Source organism: Olivibacter sp. XZL3 (genome assembly GCF_004368405.1).
In the GTDB taxonomy this organism is placed as follows: domain Bacteria; phylum Bacteroidota; class Bacteroidia; order Sphingobacteriales; family Sphingobacteriaceae; genus Olivibacter.
Genome location: NZ_SBJH01000104.1, coordinates 1 through 21790 on the forward strand (window position 1 = coordinate 1; position 21790 = coordinate 21790).

At 43.1% G+C, this 21790-nt stretch carries 18 protein-coding genes; 13 read left to right on the forward strand and 5 right to left on the reverse strand.

The genetic code is table 11. From position 1 onward, the window contains the following. Positions 1-391 precede the first annotated feature (391 nt). From EPX21_RS23310 to EPX21_RS19505, 6 genes are all read left to right on the forward strand, one after another. Complete coding sequence (locus EPX21_RS23310) at positions 392-1678, forward strand: efflux RND transporter permease subunit (RefSeq protein ID WP_134091336.1); 1287 nt, start codon at positions 392-394, stop codon at positions 1676-1678. A 4-nt stretch (positions 1679-1682) separates the two neighbouring features. Further along, positions 1683-3617 carry an efflux RND transporter permease subunit gene (locus EPX21_RS23315; RefSeq protein WP_134091337.1) on the forward strand — a complete coding sequence of 645 codons (1935 nt, stop codon included), beginning with the start codon at positions 1683-1685 and terminating at the stop codon, positions 3615-3617. Continuing rightward, on the forward strand, positions 3601-4887 hold the full coding sequence (locus EPX21_RS19490) for a TolC family protein (protein WP_240768737.1): 1287 nt from the start codon (positions 3601-3603) through the stop codon (positions 4885-4887). Before EPX21_RS23315 ends, EPX21_RS19490 begins: the two co-directional genes overlap by 17 nt. Next, entirely contained in the window at positions 4865-7261 is a 2397-nt protein-coding gene (locus EPX21_RS19495) for an efflux RND transporter periplasmic adaptor subunit (protein ID WP_134091339.1), read from the forward strand. Before EPX21_RS19490 ends, EPX21_RS19495 begins: the two co-directional genes overlap by 23 nt. A gap of 75 nt (positions 7262-7336) precedes the next feature. Beyond that, a complete protein-coding gene (locus tag EPX21_RS19500) occupies positions 7337-7894 on the forward strand; it encodes a DUF3347 domain-containing protein (protein ID WP_134091340.1) in 558 nt (185 codons plus the stop codon). A 720-nt stretch (positions 7895-8614) separates the two neighbouring features. Further along, positions 8615-9175 (forward strand): DUF922 domain-containing protein, encoded by a 561-nt coding sequence (locus tag EPX21_RS19505; protein WP_134091341.1) that lies wholly within the window; start codon positions 8615-8617, stop codon positions 9173-9175. Here EPX21_RS19505 and EPX21_RS19510 read toward each other — a convergent pair. Beyond that, positions 9161-10303, reverse strand: coding sequence for a metallophosphoesterase (locus EPX21_RS19510; RefSeq protein WP_134091342.1), 1143 nt, complete (start codon positions 10301-10303; stop codon positions 9161-9163). The two genes, EPX21_RS19505 and EPX21_RS19510, sit on opposite strands and share 15 nt — an antisense overlap. Before the next feature lie 272 nt (positions 10304-10575). On the opposite strand from EPX21_RS19510, the gene EPX21_RS19515 reads away from it, so the two are divergent. Further along, on the forward strand, positions 10576-11319 hold the full coding sequence (locus EPX21_RS19515; protein ID WP_134091343.1) for an MBL fold metallo-hydrolase: 744 nt from the start codon (positions 10576-10578) through the stop codon (positions 11317-11319). A gap of 112 nt (positions 11320-11431) precedes the next feature. Here the strand turns inward: EPX21_RS19515 and EPX21_RS19520 are convergent, their stop codons facing one another. Further along, positions 11432-11815, reverse strand: coding sequence for a hypothetical protein (locus tag EPX21_RS19520; RefSeq protein WP_134091344.1), 384 nt, complete (start codon positions 11813-11815; stop codon positions 11432-11434). Between the two features lie 160 nt (positions 11816-11975). On the opposite strand from EPX21_RS19520, the gene EPX21_RS19525 reads away from it, so the two are divergent. Genes EPX21_RS19525 through EPX21_RS19535 form a run of 3 tightly spaced genes read left to right on the forward strand, consistent with a single transcriptional unit; the run spans position 11976 to position 15546 of the window. After that, entirely contained in the window at positions 11976-13580 is a 1605-nt protein-coding gene (locus tag EPX21_RS19525) for a Na+/H+ antiporter (RefSeq protein ID WP_134091345.1), read from the forward strand. A gap of 8 nt (positions 13581-13588) precedes the next feature. Continuing rightward, entirely contained in the window at positions 13589-14074 is a 486-nt protein-coding gene (locus tag EPX21_RS19530; protein ID WP_240768738.1) for a DUF2721 domain-containing protein, read from the forward strand. A gap of 44 nt (positions 14075-14118) precedes the next feature. Then, positions 14119-15546, forward strand: coding sequence for an MFS transporter (locus EPX21_RS19535; protein ID WP_134091346.1), 1428 nt, complete (start codon positions 14119-14121; stop codon positions 15544-15546). A gap of 211 nt (positions 15547-15757) precedes the next feature. Here the strand turns inward: EPX21_RS19535 and EPX21_RS19540 are convergent, their stop codons facing one another. Beyond that, positions 15758-18091, reverse strand: a complete 2334-nt coding sequence (locus tag EPX21_RS19540) for a M1 family metallopeptidase (RefSeq protein ID WP_134091347.1) — start codon at positions 18089-18091, stop codon at positions 15758-15760. A 9-nt stretch (positions 18092-18100) separates the two neighbouring features. Next, complete coding sequence (locus tag EPX21_RS19545) at positions 18101-18685, reverse strand: HupE/UreJ family protein (protein ID WP_240768739.1); 585 nt, start codon at positions 18683-18685, stop codon at positions 18101-18103. Positions 18686-18799: 114 nt separating this feature from the next. Between EPX21_RS19545 and EPX21_RS19550 the strand changes: the two genes are divergently transcribed. From EPX21_RS19550 to EPX21_RS19560, 3 genes are all read left to right on the forward strand, one after another. Next, the gene (locus EPX21_RS19550; RefSeq protein WP_134091349.1) at positions 18800-19276 is read left to right on the forward strand and encodes a DUF6702 family protein; all 477 of its coding nucleotides are present in this window, start codon (positions 18800-18802) and stop codon (positions 19274-19276) included. Positions 19277-19443: 167 nt separating this feature from the next. Further along, positions 19444-20301: a methylated-DNA--[protein]-cysteine S-methyltransferase gene (locus EPX21_RS19555; RefSeq protein ID WP_134091350.1), complete on the forward strand. Its 858-nt coding sequence runs from the start codon at positions 19444-19446 to the stop codon at positions 20299-20301. A 13-nt stretch (positions 20302-20314) separates the two neighbouring features. Next, positions 20315-20902, forward strand: a complete 588-nt coding sequence (locus tag EPX21_RS19560) for an alpha-ketoglutarate-dependent dioxygenase AlkB (RefSeq protein WP_134091351.1) — start codon at positions 20315-20317, stop codon at positions 20900-20902. A 150-nt stretch (positions 20903-21052) separates the two neighbouring features. Here the strand turns inward: EPX21_RS19560 and EPX21_RS19565 are convergent, their stop codons facing one another. Then, complete coding sequence (locus EPX21_RS19565; RefSeq protein ID WP_134091352.1) at positions 21053-21769, reverse strand: DUF4198 domain-containing protein; 717 nt, start codon at positions 21767-21769, stop codon at positions 21053-21055. Positions 21770-21790 lie beyond the last annotated feature (21 nt).

A 21790-nucleotide genomic window follows, 5' to 3' on the forward strand; every position in this document is an offset into this window, starting at 1 on the left:
ACTCCTCTGGAGTTTCCCACATTCCAACATCTTAATCAACAACAATAAAAGTGTCTACTTTTTTTAGGACATGACAAAGTTAAGTTGGAGAAAAAGCATCAAGCCTCTCCATACCTGTACAAACAGTTTCAAGCTTTTCCGGCTGCCGTGCCCGATTCGGCCCACGCGACGCTGTCAACAAACAACGCTTGGATAAATGTCACAACGGCCAATCCTTTTAGCCACGCACCACCCAATAAAGCATATATAAGCGTTTATATGCTGAATTGCACCTACCTCATTTAAACCCAAACACCTTCCTTAGCTGTCGGCAGTCTACCGTTGGCTATACTTTACTCATCATTATTGAATAACCGTTACGCATAACCGTAACCCACAACGCATAACTACAATGGTCCATCGTATTATCGACTGGTCGCTACGCAACCGTTTTGTTGTATTAATTTTGAGCTTAGGTCTTTTTATATGGGGTGTTTTTGCTGTAAAAAAGAACCCGATTGACGCCATTCCCGACCTTTCTGAAAACCAAGTGATTGTTTTCACCGAGTGGATGGGGCGGTCTCCTCAACTGATAGAAGACCAAGTAACCTATCCTTTGGTGACCAATCTCCAAGGCTTGCCCAAAATCAAGTATGTCCGCGGCAGTTCCATGTTTGGCATGAGCTTCATTTACGTCATTTTTGAAGATGAAGTAGATATATACTGGGCTCGGGAACGCGTGCTGGAGCGGCTCAGCACAGTCGGAAGGACACTTCCTGAAGGAGCGACGCCCACCTTGGGTCCGGATGGCACAGGAGTTGGCCATGTACTTTGGTACACCTTAGATGCACCGAATATCGACCTGGGTGAGCAACGAGCCATTCAAGATTGGTACGTCAAATTTGCTTTGCAGAATGTTCCGGGCGTCAGCGAAATTGCTTCTTTCGGAGGTTTTCAAAAGCAATATCAAGTGACGATAGATCCTAATAAGCTCCTCTATTACAAACTTTCTGCCGCCGATGTGATCAGTGCCATCAGGACCAACAACAATGAAAGCGGTAGACGGAAGTTTGAGATGAGCGATGTTGGCTATATAATTAAGACGAACGGCTACCTGCAATCAATCCAGGACATCGAACGTATACCCATCGGCAATCAGCAAGGGAATCCTATTTACGTTTCAGATATTGGTGTCGTGCAAATGACTGGCGAGGCGCGACTAGGTATATTTGATCAGAACGGTGAAGGCGAACGTGTCGGGGGCATTGTTGTGATGCGTTATGGTGAAAATGCGGCTGCGCTAACCGAACGCGTAAAGGAAAAAATGAAAGAAATAGCGAGAGGCCTACCGGAAGGAGTCAAATTTGACATTATTTATGACCGGGGTGAATTGATCAAGGAGTCTGTGGATTCCATTAAACATACCCTCATCGAAGAAATGATCGTTGTCTCTCTGGTCGTCATACTCTTTTTATTTCACTGGCGAAGTGCACTGAGTATTATTGTTCAAATTCCGATTACCATTGCCATCAGCTTTATTTTATTGAATGCTTTTGATATATCATCCAACATTATGTCTTTAACCGGTATTGCCTTAGCCATTGGGGTCATTGTTGATAATGGTATCATCATGAGTGAAAACGCGTACAAGCACCTCGCTGAACGGTATGCCGAAAAACATCCAACAAAAAAAAGATAACAACATGAGCTGGATAAAAAGAATATTCAAACATACATCTCCCTGGATATCAGAAAAGGAACGGATCGAAATTATCGGAAAAAGTAGCAAGCAGGTGAGCCGCGGTGTCTTTTTTGCCACGATCATTATCATTACTTCATTCTTGCCCGTATTTATGCTTACCGGTCAGGAAGGTAAGCTCTTTCATCCATTGGCTTTTACAAAGACCTTTATTATGCTTGTTGACGCTTTATTGGTCCTCACGCTAGCGCCGGTTTTAATATCGTTTTTCATGAAAGGCAAATTCAAACCCGATCAAGCCAATCCCGTCAATCGTTTTTTGGAAAAACTATATGAACCGATCATACAAAAAGTGCTAACCTGGCGCAAGACCACTTTGGCGATCAACGTACTTGCTTTGCTGATTACCATCCCACTTCTGAAAAGACTTGGCACCGAATTTATGCCACCACTCGATGAGCAAAGCGTCCTTTTTATGCCTGTCACACTTCCTGACATCAGTAACAGCGAGGCGAAACGCATTCTTCAAGTGCAAGACAAAATCATAAAAAGCGTCCCTGAGGTCGATAAAGTACTTGGCAAGGCCGGCAGGGCTAGTACGGCAACCGATAACGCGCCTATTAGCATGATTGAAACGATCATCATGCTGAAACCTAAGCATCAATGGCGGGACGGAATGACAAAGGATCAATTGATCCAAGAATTAGATAAGAAGTTACAAATCCCTGGCGTTGTGAACGGCTGGACGCAACCCATTATAAACCGCATCAACATGTTGGCTACGGGTATCCGCACGGATGTTGGCGTAAAAGTTTTCGGACAAAACCTAGATACAATTGCTGCCGTTTCGGAACGGGTTAAAAAGGCGTTAGAAGGCACTGATGGAATTCAAGACCTCTACGTGGAACCGGTAACCGGCGGGAAATATCTAACTGTCGATATAAAGCGTGATGCGCTCGCTCGTTATGGCCTCACGGTAGACGATGTAAATCAAACCGTAGAAAGTATCATCGGTGGAGCAACCATTGGCCAAACAATCGAAGGAAGAAGGCGCTTTAGTATTAATATCCGACTTGCGCAAGACTATCGGAATAGCTTAGCTCAACTGAACAGAGTTCCTTTACGGAGCAGTTCTTTTGGTGAAGTACCTTTAAGTGCGGTGGCAGATCTCCGATTTGAAGACGGCCCACCAATGATTACGTCGGATAACGCGTTGCTTCGCGGAGCCGTAATGTTTAATGTCCGCAACCGCGACCTGGGAAGCGCCGTACAAGAAGCTGCTGAAAGACTGAATACTTCCGAAGGCATTTTGCCAACAGGTTACTTTTTAGAATGGAGTGGACAATATGAAAATTTAATGCGTGGCCAACAAACGCTTCTGTGGATCACTCCAATTGTGCTCATCATCATCTTTTTTGCTCTCTATTTTGCCTTCCACTCCCTAAGGGAGGCTTTTCTTAGCCTCATAACTGTACCGTTTGCTCTTATCGGCGGAGCCTATATGATTTATTTCTGGGGCGTTCATCTCTCCGTCGCCGTGGCTGTCGGCTTTATTGCCCTATTTGGGATCGCCGTAGAAACCGGAATTGTCATGGTTATCTACCTGAACGATGCCATGCTGCAATTAGTAAAAGAGAAGGGCAACAGCCGTGAAACCATTACTAATAGCGATTTAAGAACTTATGTCATATACGGCGCTGCAAAGAGACTCCGACCAAAGATTATGACGGTATGCGTGTCTCTCTTCGGCCTCTTACCGGTGTTATGGGCAACAGGAGTAGGTACAGACGTTATGCGGCCAATTGTTTTGCCAATGATTGGCGGCGTGCTCACCTCGTCCACTCACATTTTATTGGTTACCCCGCTTATCTTTTTAATGACCAAAGAATACGAATTGCGTACATATGGAAAATTGGAAATTCATGACACCAAGCACTAACATATTGACTTGTCGGAAACAGATCACACTGCTTCTTATAATAGCCTGCTTTTTCGCCGACAAAGCCTTTAGTCAGACGAAACAGGTCGACATATTATCCTTGGACACCATTCTGACGCGTATTGAACGACAGCATATCAAATTGAAAGCCTATGACCTGAGGAGCAAAAGTTTCGCCTACCGGGCAAAAGCATCGTCTGCTTGGATGGCTCCTATGGTCGGCGCGGGTACCTTCATGACCCCCTATCCCGGACAGCGGCCCATGGAAGATGGCGATAAGGGCTCGATTATGTTCAATGTTGAACAAGAGATCCCGAATCCGGCTAAACAAAAAGCGAATAGCAGATATATTGCCTCACAAAGTGCTTCCGAGCTAGCCAACCGTGAAATAGATTTAAACAGCTTGCGAACAGAGGCTAAAAAGCTCTACTACACCTGGATAATTGCCGAAAAGCGTATTCAACTTCTAAAAGATAATGAGCAGGTGATCCAAAGCATGAAGAAACTGGAGGCGATAAGATATGAATACAACCAGGCGCAGTTAAGCAACGTATTTAAAGCTGATGCTGAATTAGAAGCTAACCGAAACATGTTGCAAATGCAGGAGGCAGAAATAAGCCGTTCGAGAGCTTGGCTTAACAGTTTAATGAGCGTATCCGGAGACAACCCCTTTAAAGTTGACACCAATTTAGTGCCCGCCTTTATCCCCCAAGCAAGGCTCGACACACTACTTTTAGCGCAGCGCCGGAAAGATATACAAAAGATGAATGCAGAGATGCAAACGATGCGATATGGAATAGACGTTATGAGACATGAGCAAAAGCCCGACTTTAAAATCCGCTTCGACCATATGGCTCCTTTGGGAAAGATGATGCCAAATGCCTACAGCGTCATGGGAATGATCAGTATACCAATCGTGCCTTGGAGCAGCAAGATGTATAAAAATGAAGCAAAAGCAATGCAATTAGAACTTGAGGCCATGCAGGCAGAACGGAAGAGCATGTTGATAGAGAGCCAGGGTATGCTATATGGTATGCAGGCGGAAATTACAACGATGCAAGAACGGATTGACCGGATAGCTAAGAAGGTAATTCCCGCATTGCAAAGGGCGATGGAAGCCAACTTTCAATCCTACCGCGAAAACAAGCAGGAACTTCCCCTGGTGTTGGCCGATTGGGAAGCACTGAACATGATGAAAAACACGTTGCTGGATGAACAGCTGAAGATGTATTTAATGATTGCAGATTATGAGAAAGAACTTTTTAACTAACTGCTGTCGATTGAGCGTAGCGTTGCTTGCGTTAGGCTGCTCCTCTCAGGGCGAGTCCGACAATCCGATCAAGCTAAGCCGGCATCTAACGGATTCAAGCATTCGGGCACTAACACAAGCTACCAATCAAGCAACCATCGACCGTGTGGTGACCATAGAAGCGGAAGCAGGACCGAAAGTTTTTCCGGTACATATAACGGGACGTGTAAGCTACGACACCAAAAATAATATAACGGTTAGCAGTCGAGTAAACGGTAGACTTGAACGTATACATATAAAATATAACTTCCAACCTGTACAAAAAGGCCAGTTACTTTTCGAAATATATTCTCCTGAATTGGTTGCAGCGCAACGGGAGCTGCTATTATTGCAGAGTGCGGGCGAGCAAAACCTGTTATCTTCGGCCAGAAAAAAACTTCACTATCTCGGCATGACCGATGCGCAGATACAAGGGCTGTTGCAAAACAAGCAAGTCGCCTATCGAGTACCCATCTATAGTCCGGCCAGCGGTTATATCGTCGAAAAAAACAGGACAATGCCAGGTTCTACCATAACCACTTCAACTGCCAGCAACGAAGACCCTATGGGAAGTATGGGCTCATCCCCGGCTCCAAACACCTCATCAAATGCAGTTACGCAGTCAACAACCAGTCCGCTATTGATTAGACAAGGCGAATACGTCGGTACCGGTCAAGCCGTTTTTACAATTTATAAAAACAGCGAGCTGTTAGCAGAATTTGCTGTCCCACCTGCTTGGACTGCGAAAATAGTCAAAGGGAAAAAAATATTATTTCAGAGCCTAGAAGCTCCCATGCAGTGGTATCAAGGAACGGTAGATCTTATTCAACCCACCTTCAATACCGGCGAAAATTTCGCTTTAGCGAGAATCTACCTGAAGGACACCAAGCTACCTGTAGGACAGCTTTTAAAAGGAATCTTTGCGGTTACGGAAAACACAGGATATTGGCTACCTAAAACGGCAGTTATATCCTTGGGAACTAAAAATATAGTATTTAAGCAAGAAAGAAATACACTGCGACCTATGGTTGTAAAAGTGGGTGTTCGAACGGAAAACGAAGTGCAGATACTCAGCGATATTGCGTCTTGGCAAATTGCTAAAAATGGCGCTTATTTAGTAGATAGCGAAGACTTTATTGTTGCAAAAAAAACTGAGGCAATGAATAGAAAACGATTTATACAGACGGTATTATTATCAGCAGCTATGCCCTCTTTCCTATGGACATCATGCAGCGGTAGGCCTTCCGGTAAGGCAGGAGCAGTCGATATCACTTTTACATGCCCAATGCATCCGCAAATCGTGGAAAACCATGGGGACACCTGCCCGATATGCGGAATGGACTTAGTGCCTTTCGATAAAAGCAATAAAGACAAATTTCTGACACTTAGTGCCAACCAACAAACCTTAGCTAATATCGCTACCGCAGTTATTGGTGTAGGAAGCCTAAGTGAATACACAGCAATAAACGGAAAATTTACCGTCAATCCAGAGCAAACAAGCTATATCAGTAGCCGAACTGCTGGTAGAATCGAAGACTTGTATGTTAAAGAAACCGGCATTTCTGTTAAGCAAGGCCAGGCTCTTTATCGTTTGTATGCCGAGGCACTTTTAGCATTACAGGAAGAGTTTCTCATGACCTATAAACAAGCCTTGCAATTTGCCGATGACCAGCGATTTGCAGACATTTTTAAAGCGGCTAAGCAAAAATTGCTGTTGTATGGCCAAACGGAGTCTCAGCTGGCAATATTACAAAAAAGGGGAAAAGTCGATCCCTATATTACTTTTTATGCACCAAGCAGCGGAACCATAGCGGAGCTATTGATTGGAGAAGGGCAATATATAAATGAAGGAACACCAGTCCTTCGTTTAGAGAGCTATGATACCATGTGGGTGGAGGCCGATATTTATCCAAGAGAAACCGTCTATATTAAAGAGGGGCAAGAGCTACGCGTAATTGCTAACGGTGATAGCAACAATCAGTGGATTATGAGGGTACAGTTTATTACCCCAAATTATCAAAACAACACCCAAATCGCCCAATTACGGGGAACCGTGATAAACCGGGGCAGCAAACTCCAGGCGGGCATGCCGGCAACCATTTTTTTGCCGAAAACGACTCAAAACGAAGCCCTAACAGTGCCTAGTAAAGCAATTATCCGCGAGGGCAGCCAGAGCCATGTATGGATAGCCAGTGGTCAAGAGCGATTTGAACCGCGACTCGTAAAGACAGGCATCGAGTCATTCGGCGAAACAGAAATCACCGCAGGACTTTCTCCTGGAGAAAAGATCGTGATCAGTGGGGCCTATCTCTTATATAGCGAATATGTACTAAAGAAAGGGGCGCTTTTTAACTAATCGCCAAAACAGTGCAAAAAAACGACGCTAGTTTAATTGCATCTCACAGAAAACAGTTAATAAAATCGAACAAATATGAAAACAACAAACTTTAAAATCGGTATGGCTGTCGTAGCAGCCTCGTTCTTTCTGGCGTCGTGTAATGCCGGCAACCAAGCATCTAATGTAGCAAATAATTCTGGCGACCATCAGATGGCGGCTGATAGTGGCCGTTCGGCACCCGCGAGAACAAAAAGCGAGGCGCTTAATGCGCTCTATCCTCATTATCTTGCCTTACAAGAAGCCCTCGTGGATGGCCAGCTCACAAAAGCAAAAGAGGAGGCCCTACTGGTCGAGGAAGCCGGTAAGAGCATTGAGGGCGCGGAAAACCTGCAACGAGCTGCCGCCCAAGTGCTATCATCAGAAAGTTTAGAAAGCCAACGAAACGCCTTTTCTCCTTTAAGCGAGGCGCTTATTTCGCTTGTCAAATCAAACGGCGTGGCAGTCGGCGAATTCTATGTAGCACATTGCCCTATGGCCTTCAATGATAAGGGAGCGCGCTGGTTAAGTGCATCGAAAGATATTAAAAACCCCTATTTTGGTGACAAAATGCTGACTTGCGGAAGCCTTGAAGAAACACTATCAAAGCACTGATAAATAGCTAGATAAAAAGCAGTGCTGTAGGCGCCTCCTATTATATATAAAAAATCCACCTACCGACGAGCGTCAGTAGGTGGCTCTACACTTAAGTATCCAACCGTAACTGTAGAAGATCTTTATATAGGAGTCGCCTAAGCGACGCAAAAAGTAATTATTGCCTTCTATTGATTTACTTCTACCAATTAGAAATGGAGCACAAAAGTATGTAATAGTTTCTACTTTTTTATATTATAATTATACAAATGATAATTCTATGATGAATTGGCATACTTCTACTATGAAGAAGTGAGAAAAAAAACAGAATGTGGAAGAGAAGCGCCCGTTATTCTATAACGGGCGGCTGCTTCTCCAAACAGGCATTATTATGCCCATTCTTGGGCTACGGTTGGATTAAAATCTTTTTGATAAACGTGCTTGCGACACTAAATATCAATGACTATGATCTAAGACCAAGTCTTTCTTACATCACAAATATATAGATCTACGCTGTATCATTCGGCCTTTAAAACGCAATTGTATACTCCTCATTATAAAATGAGAAAAAGTGTGAAAAAATTGCACAGCCTATTCAAAAGTCGCCCCTGTCGACATGCCCAGCGTTTTTTAATTATTATAAGAGCACCGGGCTGCTGTCAATAAGCGCCCTCGACCTGAATTAACGAATTGCTAATTGCCATCCATTCGGTACCTTTATATGATATTTAACCGTTTTTTATGTTGAAAGCTTTTTTACGCCCTTGTTCATTTTTACTTTTATTATTTACCATGCTATTCGGTGATTCTTCAAAAGCATACGCGCAAGGATATCGCCAACTGACAAAATCTGACTTTCAAGGGAAACCGGATGAAAAAGACCCCTTTGTATCGCAAGTAAAATTGCGTATAGGCTATCAATCAACTATCGTAAAGAAAGATAACTCTTATCGAGTCACCTTTCAGGTCTTTTTAGACGTAAATCAAAAGGAATCTTGGATAAAATTCGATAAAATTAAAAGCCCTGAAGCACTTGCAGAAGTATTAAATCATGAACAGGGGCATTTTAAAATCGGACTTCTAATGCAGCGAGAACTGATAAAGCGGCTCAATGCACGAAAATACACCTCACATTACAAACAAGAGGCAGCAACGCTCTTCAATAGGGTTGCAGACAAATATCAGGCCATACAGCTTCGATACGACGCAGAAACAACACATATGATGAACAGAAAACAGCAAAGCATTTGGGATGCAAATTTAAATCAAGCGCTACAAAGTAACAGCTTATTGGGGCAGTGACACTTGGTATTCGGGATAGCTGACAGGCACGTAAAAGCGCTCGAACAGTACCGCATCTTCCGTCTGCACATCACTCGAAAACGTAAAATATTCGCAAGTTATCAATATCCCTACCTCCTGCTTATCGAGCTTTATCTTTAAAAAACCATGATAGCTGTCGCAATAGTTCTCTAAGTGCACCGATTTCATAATAGGCAAATCATCTAATACAGCAGGGTCGCCCGGCTCAGCGATACGATGTAGATCTGCATAGCCGCCGGCGCCTGCCACCACATAAGGCACCGTAGCACCGTCTTCATAATGTTTACTAAACCGTTGGTAATTGTGTACATGACCGCTCAGCACCAAATCGGGTTTAACACCGGCGGCATGAAACGATCGCTCTAAAAAGGTAATCATGTTTAAGCTGGAACCGTGATTGGTGTCAGCAGAATAGGGAGCCTGATGCACACAGACAATAATTGCTTTTTTCGGCCGATCCTTTTGCGCCGATAACAGCTCTTGTACAAACCAGGCTTCTTGTTCTTCGGAGATATAGCCATATTTCGTTGCGTTTCCATACAAACAGATGATATTCGCGAGTGGAGTAACCAGCGTCCAATAAACATTGGGCTGAGTCACACTTAACCGACTACTACTTTCAGAAAAGGGAACGCTATCGCTGGATTTCGCGCAGAAGACCTTCATAAAAGCGTCCAAGCTCTCATACCGAGCCGCCGCCTCTGGGTTAATATCTGCGTCGTGATTGCCTGCCAAAGCGAATATAGGTGCTGGATACTGCTCATAGGGCTTAAAAAATTGCGCGGGATATTCGCTCGCCTCCCCATAATTATACACTACATCGCCCAAGTGCAGCATAAAAGAAGGGGCTGACAAGTTGTTTTCGACCAACAGTTGTTTGGTCATTTCCCTGGCTACCATGTGCTGAAAACTTCTTTGTTTCATACTCCCCGTATCTCCTACAACATGAAAGCTAATGCTCGATGCCCGTTCATCGATCTCTGGTAAAAATCGTTCCACCCTCAGCCTGTATGGCCATTTCCCATGTGGCTGTGGCAAAGGTTTAACCTTAAAAGTATCGTCTACCAAGGTTTCTAAAACAACCGGCTTTCTCCTAACATTTGTCATAACGCATTAACTTATAAACTCCGTTCCAACCAATGCAAATGTACAGAGCAAGTATTATACCTTTATTAAAATATCGCATCATTATTATTAAGAAAAGTATCGTCTTTTACGCTTGTGTATCCTATGTATTTTCCCTAAGTTTAGAGTTGGAATTACCGTTGTAAATAAAATGAACCTCCATAAATTGCCATCAACAAAAAGGATATGGATGGTTTATGCCTGTCTGCGGTAGGCAGGCAAGCTTTCTTACCATTAAAAAACACTTTATGCTAATGAAAACATATATCTTTTTTCTATACAGCTGTTTTACAATTCTTTTGTTTCCTGTCCATGCGCAGGATAAGATTGGCGAAATCAGCGTTCATCCCATTGAACATGCGACTTTCATGTTAACTTGGAAGAATAAACTCCTACTGTTCGATCCCAGCACCGACAAAGAGCGCTTGAACAAGTTAAAAAGCCCCGACATTATCTTCATAACGGATATCCACGGGGATCACTTCAATATTTCAAGTTTAAAAAACGTCGATATTTCGAAATCAACTTTCATAGTTCCGCCTGTTGTTGCCGAACAGCTACCAGACGATTTGCGCCAAAAAGCGCATATCCTAAAGAATGGTGAAAGTGCCAATATTGCGGGAGTGAAGATCGAAGCCATACCGATGTATAATCTTCCTGAATCTGCTGATGCTTATCATACAAAAGGAAGAGGAAATGGCTACGTTGTTTCGCTCGGCGGCCAACGTGTTTATGTAAGTGGGGACACGGAAGACATTCCTGAAATGCGCACATTAAAGGATATTGACCTTGCATTTATATGCATGAACTTACCTTACACCATGACTATTAAGCAAGCTGCTGAAGCGACCTTAGCGTTTAAGCCCCGGATTGTATACCCTTATCATTACAGAGGGCAACACGGAAAAAGTGATATTGCAAGCTATAAACAGCTGGTTAATGAAAAAGACTCGTCTATTCAAGTGATTATACGCGATTGGTATCCGAGCAAACCATAAACTGACGAGCTTTCGCTACCAGGTCAAAACTTGGGAGAAACTCCATTTCGATATAAAGAAAAATTCTTGGCCAATACAGTATAGTCAAAAGGAGAAGCAGGAAAGCTTAACCTCATTCTGTCTTAACAAAACGCATCCCACACGCCTCAAAGCAAGGTGGGTTCAATGTTAATTGATTCCCTTCTAAATAATATCGATAAAGAAGTTTCTCCTCTCGATCTGAAGCAGCGATCTCCAAATGAACGCTGTCCACTATGGAATAAGAAACCATCGAACCTATATTCGTTTCAATATCTCCATTTTCGCTTAAAACAATATACTGGTAATCTTTGGTTTTTTCCCACTTCCCGCTGCCATTGCCTATATCTGACAGGCTCTCCTTAAGCTGCCACTTTCCATATAAGGACGACTCCATATGTTCTTCTTTATCACATGACAAGAAAAACCATCCAAAAATTAATGTAAGAAAGCAGGTGCGTAATTGATACGTGGTCATAAGCTCAGATTTTTAGTTTTCCAAATATAACGTGTTTTATGGCTATAATGCTACATGAGCGCTGAGATATTTTTAAATTCCACTGTTAGAACACAAAAGAATAAGGATGTAGTCCCCTTTGTGAATTGTATATAAGAAACGATTTATCTAAGTTTACTACATGATTCATCAGAACCTGCTTTTGATATTGGCCTTATTTTTTGCCATGGCGATGTTATACTTATTGAGTCAACGCCTAAAGATCTCTTATCCCATTTTGCTGGTGATTGGTGGATTAGGGATATGCCTCGTGCCCGGAATGCCGGCTATAAGCATCGACCCTGATTTAGTGTTTTTAATTTTCTTACCGCCATTACTTTTTGAAGCGGCCTGGTACACATCTTGGAATGACTTCTGGAAATGGCGACGTTCCATTGGGCTCCTAGGGTTTGGCCTGGTGCTTTTCACTTCATTAGCAGTTGCCTATTTCTCCGTAATGATTATCCCAGGCTTCACACTCGCTTTGGGATTTTTATTAGGCGGCATTATTTCGCCTCCGGATGCTGTTGCAGCAACATCTGTTTTAAAAGGTGTCAAAATGCCCAAAAGAGGTCTCGCTATTTTAGAGGGCGAAAGCCTGGTGAACGATGCCGCATCCTTAACGGTGTTTCGCTTCGCTTTGGCGGCCGTGTTAACCGGCCATTTCATATTAAAGGAAGCCCTTATCGACTTCGCCGCTTTATCCATGATGGGCGTTATCGTAGGCTTAGTTATTGCTCACATTCTTTATGTCGTGCTCCGCTATCTCGCAAAATCGTCCAACATTACAACGCCGATTACACTAATTGCTCCCTACCTTATGTATCTTGTCGCGGAGTCTTTCGAATGGTCAGGTGTGTTAGCGGTAGTTAGCGGAGGCCTTTTTCTATCATTCCGTTCAAAAGATTTTCTAAACTACCATACGCGTATCCAAACAACCGAAGTATGGGCAACCATTGGATTTCTGTTAAATGGCTTCGTCTTTATCTTAATCGGGCTGGAACTACCGGTTATTGTAGCAGGACTGGAAGGCTATTCCAAAAGAGAGGCTATCGAATATGCACTTATTATCAGCGCCATTGTCATTGTATTGCGCCTTATACTCGTTTACGCGGCAGCTTTTATTCCACGGCTTATCAGCAAAAGAATCCGCCAAAAAGAAAAGAGCCCCGGCCTGAAGCTCCCTTTTGCGATTGGCTGGGCAGGTATGCGAGGGGTGGTTTCGCTCGCCTCTGCCCTGGCCATACCCCTAACACTCGAAAATGGTGAGGCCTTTCCCCATCGCAATTTAATTTTATTCATCACCTTTGTGGTCATCTTGATCACCCTGGTTTTTCAGGGGCTCACGCTCCCGCTGTTCTTAAAGCTTTTAAAGATGGAAGAAATTGACGAATATGTTCCGCCGGAAGACCAGATGGAAGCCATTCGTTTGCAGCTTGCTAAATCGAGCATTCAATACCTTGACAAACATTACCATCGCGAAATGGAAGAGCTTCCCACCATCGGTCGCATAAAAGAACAACTACAGCGAAGCATTGAGGCCACCGAAACTTCAGCGCAAGAGCAGCAAAAAAAGGAAAAACTAATCTCGGTTCGTATGCTATACAGACGGGTCATGTTGGAGCTGGTTAGCCATAGACGTGGTCAGCTCGACAAATTACGCAAGGAAAAAAAATACGACGATCATGTCATCAGACAACTGGAACATAACCTGGATTTAGAGGAATCAAGACTTACGAAACAATAACACTCGTTTTGAGTTTAGAAAGAAAACTAAAGATGCTTACCATTACCACCCCAGCCTTGTTATTTCCAGCCATCAGCTTGATTATGCTGGCCTATACGAATCGCTTTTTAGCGCTAGCCAGTTTGGTAAGAAGTTTACATGCCAAGTACTTAGAGAACAACCAAAGTGGCGTTATTCACGGACAAATAAAAAATCTACGTTACCGTTTACGACTGATTAAGTATATGCAGGCTTATGGTGTTTTAAGCTTTGTTGCTTGCGTTATATGCATGCTATTTATCTTCATGGAATGGCTCTTCTGGGCCGAAATGCTCTTCGGCTTAAGCTTGATATTTTTCACCGTATCGCTTATTATATCATTGATGGAGATACAAAAAAGCACGACAGCGCTCGAACTCGAATTAAGCAATATGGAAGAAAACAGAGAAAATTCTTCCTTTGTTAAATATTTAAAGAAGAAGTTGGATAAAAAAGATAAGGACATCTCACCCTAAACACGTGCCACTGTTGGTCTTCCCCGTTCCATTATGACGTCTTTATGAAAAACAAAAACTCGATTATACTTTTTATTGCTTGTTCCGCAGTTTTTTTGGAAGCGCTCGATTTAGCAATTATGAACCTTGCCCTCCCTTTGATACAGAAACACTTTAGCCTGCAAGAGGAACAATCCCAATGGCTGCAAACCATCTATGTGCTTATTTACGGCGGGTTTCTTATTATTGGAGGCAAACTGGCTGACATATGGGGCAGAAAGAAGGTCTTTCTCACAGGTGCTTTTCTCTTTCTGATGACTTCTGTTTTCGCGGGAAATGCGGCTTCTTTTGAGTCGCTATTTTTATGCCGCGCAATTCAAGGCCTAGGAGCGGCGCTTTTGATGCCTTCTGCCATGGCAATTATTACAAATACCTTTACGGAAGAGACGGCAAGAAGCAAAGCCCTTGGAATCTTTAGTTCTTTTGCTGCTATCGGATCGGGCTGTGGTTTATCATTAGGAGGAATTATCGCTTCTTCTCTCGGATGGCATTGGATCTTTTTCATTAATATCCCGATTATTAGCTTAAGTTTACTGCTCGCTTTTGTATTGCTCAAACCAGATCGCAGGCCAGCTGATCACATCCGTACAGATTTGCTTTCGGGCGTACTATTATCTGCATGTATTTTACTCCTCTCCTATTTTATCCATGCGCTCCCCGCTTTAACGCAAAAACCTTTACTGGTTTTTCTATTCTTGCTTTTAATTAGCACTGGTTTATTTTATTTTTTTAATAGAACAAAAAACCACACGAATCCATTAATCGATTTCGCGTTATTGAAGGCGAACAGCGCACAGATTGGAAATAAAACTATTTTTATTCTTGGAACTTTTTTTCTGAGCTATCTGTTAATCCTTTCCTTCTACCTGCAAGAGGTTCTGGGTTTTTCGGCTGCTAAAGCCGGCTTACTTCTTTTTCCTTTTAGCGTAGCATCGGCCCTCATATCCAGATTTCTATTACCTAGATTAATCAAGCGCGTAAAGGTTATTAGGACTGCCACCCTAGGCATGTCCCTCATGTTTCTAGGAGCTTTCCTGCTGATTATAAGTATGGGTTATGGACTCTTTGCTCCGCTCGTATTTTCAATCGCTTGCGTAACAGGAGCTGGAATGGCTATCTCTATTCCGAGTTTGACGGTGATGGCGTTACATCAAGTGCCAATTGAACATCAAGGAGTCGCTTCGGGCATAAACACGACGGCCTACTTCTTCGGCTCGGGCATTGGACTATCTGCTGTTTCCTTAATCATGCAATTAACGACTGTCTTTCCGACCACTACCAAACAGTTAATTGCTTCTACAGCCCTTCTATTACTACTCACCGCCTGTGCTGCGTTATACCTATTCAAAAAGGGGTTTGAATTAAAGAAACACTACTTTATCATTTTTATTCTGACGGCTACGCTGTCTTCTCAACAATTCCTGTCCTTATAGCTAACGCCCCGGGTTATTAGCGTAAAAGTGCAGGAAGTGTTAAATAACAATGTTCTTTTTTAAAGAACGATCAGATCGATTTAAGTGATCGGATAATAGACAAGCAGTTAAGTAAGGAAATAGTAAGTGACTTGGCTAAGAAGCCTTGAATAGGAACGCACACCATATCCTGATCCTTGACTGCTAAAAACTAATAACCAATCACGAATAACTACTTTCTGGCCCGTTGCATTGGATTCTCCCCGCTCGAGCTGCCTCTCGGGGCATTCCGCTCTTTGAATATTTCAAATTTACTCGGCTCCTGCTGTCTAGGCCACGTGTTATTATCCTCATCAATATCTCCAGTCTCCCGATCAGGATCTAGTTTGACGGATTGAATGAGCTTGCCCTTCACAAAGACCTTCGTCACCTCATTTTCATTTAGTCGCCAAATATAAGCAGGAATCCGGTCGATCTCCTTGGTGCCGTCTACAAAAGTCCATTCGATAATAAGCGGCATCACCAAACCGCCGCGATTTGAAAAGGACAATTCGTAAAAGTGCTTTTTGCTCTCGAATATCGCTTTCTCTTCCGAACTCAAATTTGCATAATACTGCTGAAAAGCTTCGCGCTCATGCGGCGTTACCGCAAATCGGTCCCATTTATTATAAAAATCTTTTAAGGAAGTATCGGTTTCAACCGCAAATTTGGTACCCGCAGCGATATTGCGTTTTCGTGTGATCGCATTCAGATCCGCTTGGTATTTTCGTTCCTCTTCCTTTTTCCAAGCCGCTGGATCTAAGTCGGCAATCTGATAATGTTTCACTGCATCTATGGAGATATCCACCGGATCCGTTCCATAGAACCAGCCTCTCCAAAACCAGTCCAAATCAACCGCTGAAGCGTCTTCCATCGTTCTGAAAAAATCCGTCGGCGTAGGGTGTTTAAAAGCCCATCTTTTTGCATATACTTTGAAGGCATAATCAAAGAGCTCGCGTCCCATAACAGTCTCCCGTAAGATATTGAGCGCAGTAGCCGGTTTTGCATAAGCGTTCGGACCAAATTGTACAATGTTCTCCGAATTGGTCATAATAGGTTCGAGCTGATCTTTCGGAAGCTTCATATAATCGACGATCTTATAAGCGGGCCCCCTTCGGGACGGAAAATCGGCATCCCACTCCTGTTCCGCTAAATATTGACAAAAAGTATTTAAACCTTCATCCATCCATGTCCATTGCCGCTCGTCGGAATTGACAATCATTGGAAAAAAATTGTGCCCAACTTCGTGAATAATCACCCCGATCATACCGTATTTTGTTGCTTCACTGTAGGTACCGTCTTTCTCTGCCCTTCCGTGATTGAAGCAGATCATCGGGTATTCCATCCCATTCGCCGCCTCCACCGAAATAGCCACTGGATATGGATAGTCGATGGTATGTTTTGAATACACCCTTAAGGTATGCGCCACCACTTTTGTCGAATAAGGCCTGTATAGCGGATAGGCTTCTGGCCCGTAATACGACATGGCCATAGGCTTATTGCCTTCGATGTCGTTTACGCGCATAGCGTCCCACACCAGCCTTCTAGAAGAAACGAACGCAAAATCGCGCACATTTTTAGCTTGGTAGGTCCACGTCTTTTTCGTTGATGACCGGGACGACATAGCTTTTTTTGCCTCATCCAAAGTCACAATTTCAATGGGTTCTTGTGTCGTTTGTGCCTTCTTCCACCGATCAAGCTGGGCAGAGGACAAAACCTGTTGATAATTACCACATTCTCCGGTGGCGCCGACAATATGATCAGCAGGTACGGTGATATTTACCTTAAAGTCGCCAAAGGCTAAGGCGAATTCTCCCCGTCCTGTAAATTGTTTGTTCTGCCAACCTTGGAAATCAGAATAAACCGCCATGCGGGGATACCACTGGGTAATGGTATACAAATAATTGCCATCCTCGGGAAAGAACTCGTAACCACCCCTACCGCCTTCAACCATTCTATCGGAGATATTATAATACCAGTCGACCTTGAAGCTTATTTTCGCCTTCGGCAAAAGCGGCTCGGCTAAGTCAATACGCATCATGGTATAATTGATACGGTAGGTCATGGGCTTGCCTGAGACATCGCTTACCTTTTGAATATGTACGCCATAATCTTTATCGGTGCCAATAAGCGCTTGCACCTTCTTTAAGGACATCTGATCGCTCATACTGCTTGTGCTGAACCTTTTATTTTCGGCGTTTGCAGCATGTTCGTTTTCGTCCAATTGAAGCCAGAGATAGGTTAACGGATCGGGCGAGTTATTCGTATACGTGATGGTTTCGGTCCCTATAATACGTTGCTTTTCATCGTCCAATTCTACATTGATGATGTAATCCGCTTTTTGCTGCCAATAGTTAGGCCCGGGTGCTCCGGAAGCGGATCGATACATATTTGGATCACGTAACATGCTTTCCAGTTGCTCAAACTTATTACCATGATTTGAGCCGGGATTGTTTAAGCTTTGACCCAAAAGCAGGTTGCTGATCAACACCGATAAGAACAAAAGAGAAATCCTTTTTTCAAACATATAGAAACATTAAAATCGTTCAATAGCCATGAGCAGAGCGATACTAAAAACGCCCGATGAGAGGAACAAATTCCACTCCCTTCGCGACACGTTAAAAATACGCATGAGTATAGAAGAAACTATCAAAACACCTAAAACAATCAAGAGTTGACCAAACTCCAAGCCTACATTAAAGGCAAAAAGTGGCCCGGTAATACGCTCCTCTTTTCCTAAAACGCTCTTTAGGAAGTTTGAAAAACCTAGGCCATGTATCAGACCAAAGAACATGGCGAAGCAATAACTTACCCATAACAGCTTTTTGTCATATTTCTTATTCAGCATGTTGACGAATGCGGTGATGACAATGGTAACCGGAATCAAAAACTCAATTAAATCGGTGTTCACTCGAACGATATTGAACACGCTCAGCGCTAAAGTTATTGAATGCCCGATAGTGAAAGCCGTCACTAAGATAAGTACTTGGCGCCAATCTCTTAACAAGTAAACGCCGCATAACACAGCAACAAAAAGGATGTGATCATAACCATTCCAATCCAAAATATGTTGCCATCCGAGATTAAAGTACAAAGAGAAATCCTGCATAAATAAATTCACCGCGTTATTAGCGCAATGTTAAAAGAAAATTAATGCTTTGGCAATAAATCTACAAAGAAAAACATTGTATAGCACATAATTTTTACCTTTGTCTTTTATTTTCGTTAGAAAGCAATGTCGAACACCCTACTTTTTTTCTTATTTAATCTGCTACATCCCTTCTATGTAAGCGTAACGAGCATCGAGCACAATAAAGAAGAGAAGAAACTGGAAATCAGCTGCCGCATTTTTTTTGACGATTTAGAAGATGCACTTGCGCAGAAGTACCAACAACGATTTAGTTTGATCAAACCAAAGGACCCTTCAACCGTCAACCGACATCTGGCCAGTTATCTGCTACAGAATTTGGCCATAAGCATAAATGGGACCCCTAGTAAGCTCGAGTATCTTGGCTACGAAATAGAAGAAGATGCTGCCTGGTGCTATGTACAGGCAGAAGTAGGCAGTGTCATCCAAAACATAACGATAAACAATAAGCTTCTCTACCAATCACACAAACAGCAGTCGAACATCCTTCACGTTACCATTAACGGGATAAGAAAGAGCACCAAATTGGACTATCCGAAATCAAAGGTGAGTTTTAGCTATTAGTTTTTGGTTGTGTTAGTAAAATTTACTGATCACTGCTAACTGATCACTAATCACTGCCCACCATCGCTACAGGAAGCAAGCTTTTGAATTTGAAACAAATTCGTCACAGCAAGAATCGGGTTCTATGGTCGGTTAAGTTTACGTAATTTTGTAAAAAACGGCTCACCATGGAAACGCAACAACAAATAGACTTCAACAGAATCGCAGCTTCCATCGCTTTTATTAAGGAACACTTCAAAAGTCAGCCAAGCCTTGAGCAAATTGCTGATCATGTAAACCTAAGCCCCTTTCATCTACAGCGGATGTTTCAGGATTGGGCAGGAGTGTCACCTAAAAAATTTGTACAGTACCTTACTGTAGAGCACGCCAAGAGCATGCTGAAGGAAAACCGCTCCACCCTGTTTGATGCTGCTTATGAAAGTGGGCTTTCCGGCACGGGCCGGCTACACGACCTTTTTGTAAATATCGAAGGGATGACGCCGGGTGAATACAAAAATGGAGGGGCTGCCTTAACAGTTAGCTACAGTTTTGCACCGACCCTTTTTGGTGACATGATTGTGGCCTCTACACATACAGGGATATGCTACATGGCTTTTGTCGATGAAGGAAGAGATATCGCCTTCGAGCGCCTTAGTGCAGCTTTTCCAAATGCCCGGTATCAGCAATCGGTTGACCATTTTCAACAAAATGTACTATCTTTTTTTGATCAAGATTGGAATAAGATCAAAACGGTTAAGCTACATTTAAGGGGCACACCGTTCCAAATCAAAGTTTGGGAGACCCTTTTACAGATTCCAGCTGGAACACTCACCACTTACGCTCAACTAGCCGAGCGGTCGGGAAACAGACTGGCATGTCGAGCGGTAGGCAGCGCCGTCGGCGCTAACCCTATCGCCTTACTCATACCTTGCCATCGTGTGATTAGATCCACCGGCGAAATTGGAAATTACCATTGGGGAAGCGCCCGCAAACAAGCGATTATTGGCTGGGAAGCTATACGCTCGGCTTATCATATGGCAGAATAAGATTCATAAGATCATGCAGAAAAACTTATTACCAAAAGACGGAGAGGTTTATCTTACTGAAGGTTTCTTCTCCTCTTCAGAAGAAACTCGTTTATTTACAGCACTTAAGCAACAGATAGCATGGCGTCAGGAACCCATTAAAATCATGGGAAAAGAAATCATGCAGCCGCGCCTAACAGCACTATATGGAGATGCCCACAAAATGTACAGTTATTCAGGCATTACAATGAAGCCGGCGCCATGGCTTGAAGAATTAATCTTCATTAAGGAAAGGGTGGAAGCCTTTTTAGAAAGAGAATTCAGTACCGTATTACTTAATTATTACCGCAACGGAGCCGACAGCATGGGTTGGCACCGTGATAACGAAAAGTCCTTGGGTAAAAATCCAACCATTGCTTCGGTGAGTTTTGGAGCAACTCGACCTTTTTTACTTCGCCACTATGATGACCCGAAACTGCAGGTAAAGATCGATTTACCGCCGGGAAGCTTACTTATCATGAAAGGAACTACGCAACATAACTGGCAACATAGTTTACCGAAACGACCACAGCTCCAAGAGGCAAGAATAAACCTGACTTTTAGAGCGGTTGCGGAAAAATAGCTTTATGCTAAAATAAGGGAGAAAACGGTCCTCCCTTAGTACTTCATTCTTTAGTAATTTCCGATAGCTCTAAATACTAAGCGTAATTTGGATAAGCCAAGATAAACGTTCTTGACTGACATTACGACGAAGCATTTAATAGTCAGTTCTTTACTTTACTTCAAAGGAAAAAGTCGATCCGATCCAGGCAGCATCGAAATCCTTTCCTTTATGATTGCCACCTACCTTCTCGAAATTCTGCGCTTCGGCCACATATCGTCCCGACCACAATGGTTGAAAACTTAACATACCATTTTCGTCTGTCATCACTTCCTTTGACCAACCCTCGGGCGATGCTACATTCACCGGCTTGTTGGCCAATGGCTTTCCATTTAAATAGGCAAACAACTTAACTGGTTTATTTTTTGCAAAAACTTGATGATTGTCAGCGTATAATTTCAACGCATTATCATTCAAATTGGCGTCTACCTTATTTGACTTACCAACGCTGACATAAGCAGAAGAAATAAAGTGATATTTAGTTGTACCGCCTAGGTCAGCGGCTTCATGACTTACCATCAGCGTATATACGCCTTCTTTTTCGGGCGTAAAACTACCGCTATAGTACGCCTGTTCAGGAACCGCCTTTAACTGACTCTTTTTACCATCGGGGGCTACAATCCAGAGCGTGAAATCTCTTACGTCTGAATACCATTTTTCAAGGGCATCTCTTTCGTTTAAAGCGAACTCGCCGTAAAAAATCTTGACATCGTGGGCAACACCCAACTTGCCTTGGCTGGCCGTCTCAATCCACAATGCGTGAGCTTTCGCTTGTACAGAGACGAAGAAGCATAAACCTACTAATAGGGTAAATTTCAAAGTTTTCATGAATCTTATTCGTTTAATATT

Excerpts from the sequence above, each read along its gene's own strand:
- EPX21_RS19505 (WP_134091341.1), top strand. The coding sequence starts at position 8,615 with ATGTTGAAAGCTTTTTTACGCCCTTGTTCATTTTTACTTTTATTATTT.
- EPX21_RS19535 (WP_134091346.1), top strand. The coding sequence starts at position 14,119 with ATGAAAAACAAAAACTCGATTATACTTTTTATTGCTTGTTCCGCAGTT.
- EPX21_RS23315 (WP_134091337.1), top strand. The coding sequence starts at position 1,683 with ATGAGCTGGATAAAAAGAATATTCAAACATACATCTCCCTGGATATCA.
- EPX21_RS19525 (WP_134091345.1), top strand. The coding sequence starts at position 11,976 with ATGATTCATCAGAACCTGCTTTTGATATTGGCCTTATTTTTTGCCATG.
- EPX21_RS23310 (WP_134091336.1), top strand. The coding sequence starts at position 392 with ATGGTCCATCGTATTATCGACTGGTCGCTACGCAACCGTTTTGTTGTA.
- EPX21_RS19565 (WP_134091352.1), bottom strand. The coding sequence starts at position 21,769 with ATGAAAACTTTGAAATTTACCCTATTAGTAGGTTTATGCTTCTTCGTC.
- EPX21_RS19555 (WP_134091350.1), top strand. The coding sequence starts at position 19,444 with ATGGAAACGCAACAACAAATAGACTTCAACAGAATCGCAGCTTCCATC.
- EPX21_RS19515 (WP_134091343.1), top strand. The coding sequence starts at position 10,576 with ATGAAAACATATATCTTTTTTCTATACAGCTGTTTTACAATTCTTTTG.
- EPX21_RS19550 (WP_134091349.1), top strand. The coding sequence starts at position 18,800 with ATGTCGAACACCCTACTTTTTTTCTTATTTAATCTGCTACATCCCTTC.
- EPX21_RS19490 (WP_240768737.1), top strand. The coding sequence starts at position 3,601 with ATGACACCAAGCACTAACATATTGACTTGTCGGAAACAGATCACACTG.
- EPX21_RS19500 (WP_134091340.1), top strand. The coding sequence starts at position 7,337 with ATGAAAACAACAAACTTTAAAATCGGTATGGCTGTCGTAGCAGCCTCG.
- EPX21_RS19560 (WP_134091351.1), top strand. The coding sequence starts at position 20,315 with ATGCAGAAAAACTTATTACCAAAAGACGGAGAGGTTTATCTTACTGAA.
- EPX21_RS19520 (WP_134091344.1), bottom strand. The coding sequence starts at position 11,815 with ATGACCACGTATCAATTACGCACCTGCTTTCTTACATTAATTTTTGGA.
- EPX21_RS19495 (WP_134091339.1), top strand. The coding sequence starts at position 4,865 with ATGAGAAAGAACTTTTTAACTAACTGCTGTCGATTGAGCGTAGCGTTG.
- EPX21_RS19540 (WP_134091347.1), bottom strand. The coding sequence starts at position 18,091 with ATGTTTGAAAAAAGGATTTCTCTTTTGTTCTTATCGGTGTTGATCAGC.
- EPX21_RS19510 (WP_134091342.1), bottom strand. The coding sequence starts at position 10,303 with ATGACAAATGTTAGGAGAAAGCCGGTTGTTTTAGAAACCTTGGTAGAC.